The sequence below is a fragment of the Blautia sp. ZXY-1-C6 genome (assembly GCF_056339875.1).
Window position 1 is genome coordinate 1 of record NZ_JBWJVQ010000114.1, and the last position, 2,707, is coordinate 2,707.

At 35.6% G+C, this 2,707-nt stretch carries 5 protein-coding genes; 1 reads left to right on the top strand and 4 read right to left on the bottom strand.

Annotation, left to right across the window (positions count from 1 at the left end; genetic code table 11):
- Positions 1-2 precede the first annotated feature (2 nt).
- The gene (locus AC075J_RS04120; protein WP_476390052.1) at positions 3-242 is read left to right on the top strand and encodes a hypothetical protein; all 240 of its coding nucleotides are present in this window, start codon (positions 3-5) and stop codon (positions 240-242) included.
- A gap of 163 nt (positions 243-405) precedes the next feature.
- Here the strand turns inward: AC075J_RS04120 and AC075J_RS04125 are convergent, their stop codons facing one another.
- The 4 genes from AC075J_RS04125 to AC075J_RS04140 form a co-directional block, all read right to left on the bottom strand.
- Positions 406-1,488, bottom strand: coding sequence for a tyrosine-type recombinase/integrase (locus AC075J_RS04125; RefSeq protein WP_055052780.1), 1,083 nt, complete (start codon positions 1,486-1,488; stop codon positions 406-408).
- A gap of 387 nt (positions 1,489-1,875) precedes the next feature.
- A complete protein-coding gene (locus AC075J_RS04130; RefSeq protein ID WP_081018886.1) occupies positions 1,876-2,097 on the bottom strand; it encodes a DUF5052 family protein in 222 nt (73 codons plus the stop codon).
- On the bottom strand, positions 2,072-2,497 hold the full coding sequence (locus AC075J_RS04135) for an acyl-CoA thioesterase (protein ID WP_008703146.1): 426 nt from the start codon (positions 2,495-2,497) through the stop codon (positions 2,072-2,074). Before AC075J_RS04135 ends, AC075J_RS04130 begins: the two co-directional genes overlap by 26 nt.
- Before the next feature lie 100 nt (positions 2,498-2,597).
- Positions 2,598-2,707, bottom strand: a 110-nt coding sequence (locus tag AC075J_RS04140; RefSeq protein ID WP_476390053.1) for a M23 family metallopeptidase, incomplete at its 5' end; no start/stop codon positions are given.

Here is a 2,707-nt window from a genome sequence, read left to right on the forward strand (position 1 = left end):
GAATAATTGAGCAAAAAATTAAAGATGCAGGATATCCAAGAGCAATTTCCGGTGAAATGGTTTACGGAGATATCTGCGACCAAATTGAAGGAAAAGAAAATGGCTCTTACGTTTTACTTTCCAAGGTTGAAGATGATGTTATTTTTGAATATCATATTACTGTAATGGATGATGAATTCAATCTTGGGTTACTGACAATACGTACTCCGGAAGGCGTATTTGAAACTGATTTTGATAAATAAAAATAGCTTTAACAGTTAGTAAATAGAATTCTGAAAAACATATCATAACCCAAACAGAATCAAGTATGTGACAGATATGTCTTATGTCTGTTATTTAAAGTCTATACAAAACTCCAGACATAAGACATATCTGTCATTTTTCATACTTTATCTTTTTATGTTTTTAATCTTCGCGTAAATGCACCGCTGTGGCCGCCTTACGACGTCTTGCATCATCCATAGCTGCATAATGTTTCTTTGTGGTGTTTACATCTCTGTGACCTAATACATCAGCTACAAGGTAAATATCGCCTGTTTCCTGATACAAAGTAGTACCGTAAGTACTGCGAAGCTTGTGTGGTGTGATTTTTTTTGTGGTCGTAATGGCACCTGCGTATTTTTTTACCAGATTTTCAACAGCCTGGATGCCAATCCTTTTTCGCTGGGTAGAGTAGAAGAGAGCGTGTTCATGCCCTGCTACAGGAACGATATTCTTACGAACTTCCAAGTACTTTTTCAAAGCTTTTTCTACCTCATGTCCAAAATATACAACCATTTCATTTCCACCTTTTCGGGTGACTTTAATCCCATTATTTTTAAAATCAACATCTTCAACATCAAGTCCTACACATTCAGATACACGAATCCCGGTACCAAGCAGGAGAGTAACGATGGCAAGATCACGCTCCTTGGTTTTTTCATAATAAACACGTTTCTGTCCGGTAAGCTCATCGCCGCAGTGCTCTATATGATCCAATAACATGGCAACTTCATCAGCATCAAGACGTATAATATTTTTTTCATGAGTTTTCGGAACATCTACAAGAACAGTTGGGTTCGTCTGGATAAATTCATGTTTATAATAATATGCATAAAAACTTCTCAATGCAGAAATTTTTCTTTTCAGGCCACGTTCACCATTGGTTTCTGTTTTATCACCATTTTTATATACTTTAAGGTATTCCTGATATTCCTCGATATCTATAGCTTTAAGCTGATCCAGAACATCAACGGTAAAGTCTTTCATGGAATAGTCCTTAAAGGCAGGATTTTCATCCAGGAGAAACTGAAAAAAGATTCGGATATCATACGCATAGGAAATTCGTGTTTTGGTAGTAGTAAGCGGATCCATAGCACGAAAATAATCCTTGCAGAAATCAGGCAGTGTTTTCAAAACAGCTCGAAGCTTCAAAATATTTGAAATATCGGTCTGTTCGTGGTAAGTGACTTTCTTGCTATCATTATAATAATCAATATATTTATCCATAAAAAATCTCCTTAAAAAAATTATTTTATAACTTCTTAATGTTAAGAATATTGTTGAGAATATTTAAGACATATAAATCATCAAAGTTGATAATGATTAATAATTGCAGAGAAAATGCCTTTGTCAATAAACGATTACAGCGCAAAGACAGCTGCAGCCTACATCTATATGAAAAACTCGCGTTTGTCGTATAGATGTAGATAACATAAAAACATACTACTTTCGTATGTTTTTATGTTATCTTATTGTTGCCAACCAGTACATCCATTTATTGTTTCCGGATTTATTTTTGCGTGCTAATTGTTTGTATTTATCAAATAATAACTTTTTTCTGCCTTCATGTCAAAAACATTGATTGAATTACTTAGCGTTCAATTTAAATTTTTTCTACAGCAATTTTTTGTCAATAATCTGGTAGTTTGCCCGATGTATATACAAGGCTTTTCCGTCAACCATAAGTTTCGTCATTTGGGGAAGGTCTTCCGGAACTTCCCAGTACACGTCATCTCCCGAAAAAGCCGCTATAGGCTGTCCCAACCGGGATTTGATCACTACTATACGTGATTTTCCAAAGTCATTAGTTTTACAGACAATCTGTAATAATGCGATTCAATTCCGGAAGCTCTTTTTTGAGAGCGATCAGTTTCCCATCTTTTAGAAAACAATGTCTGGAATAAGCGGTTGTGCAGATTTCATTTCTGCTCGCATTAAAAAATTCATAATTAAATTCCAGAGAAATTCCATTATACTGCTTAATGCCAACGCGGATCCGGATTTCATCATCGAAGAAAACCTGCTTTCTATATGCAACTGAAATTTCCACAACAGGGGAAATCACTCCCAACTCTTCTACTTTCTTATAGCTGAAACCCATCCGGCTCATATATCCAATCCTGGCCTCTTCCATCCATTTTACATAATTAGAGTGATGGATAATGCCCATCTGGTCTGTTTCATGATATTGCGCTTTTCTGTAATAAGTGTATGTTTTTTCTGATTCTTCCTTCATATACCATATATCCTTTTTTAGATATTTATAAAATGAAAAATAACTATACCACTCACTTGTCTGCGAAACGATATACTAGAGCGTGTCTGAAACCGGTTAATTATGACGGTCTCTTCACATAATTCAGAGGATTCTGATTTACCCCATTAACCATAACCCCAAAATGAAGATGAGGACCGGTGCTGTTCCCGGTGCTTCCTGCATATCCTA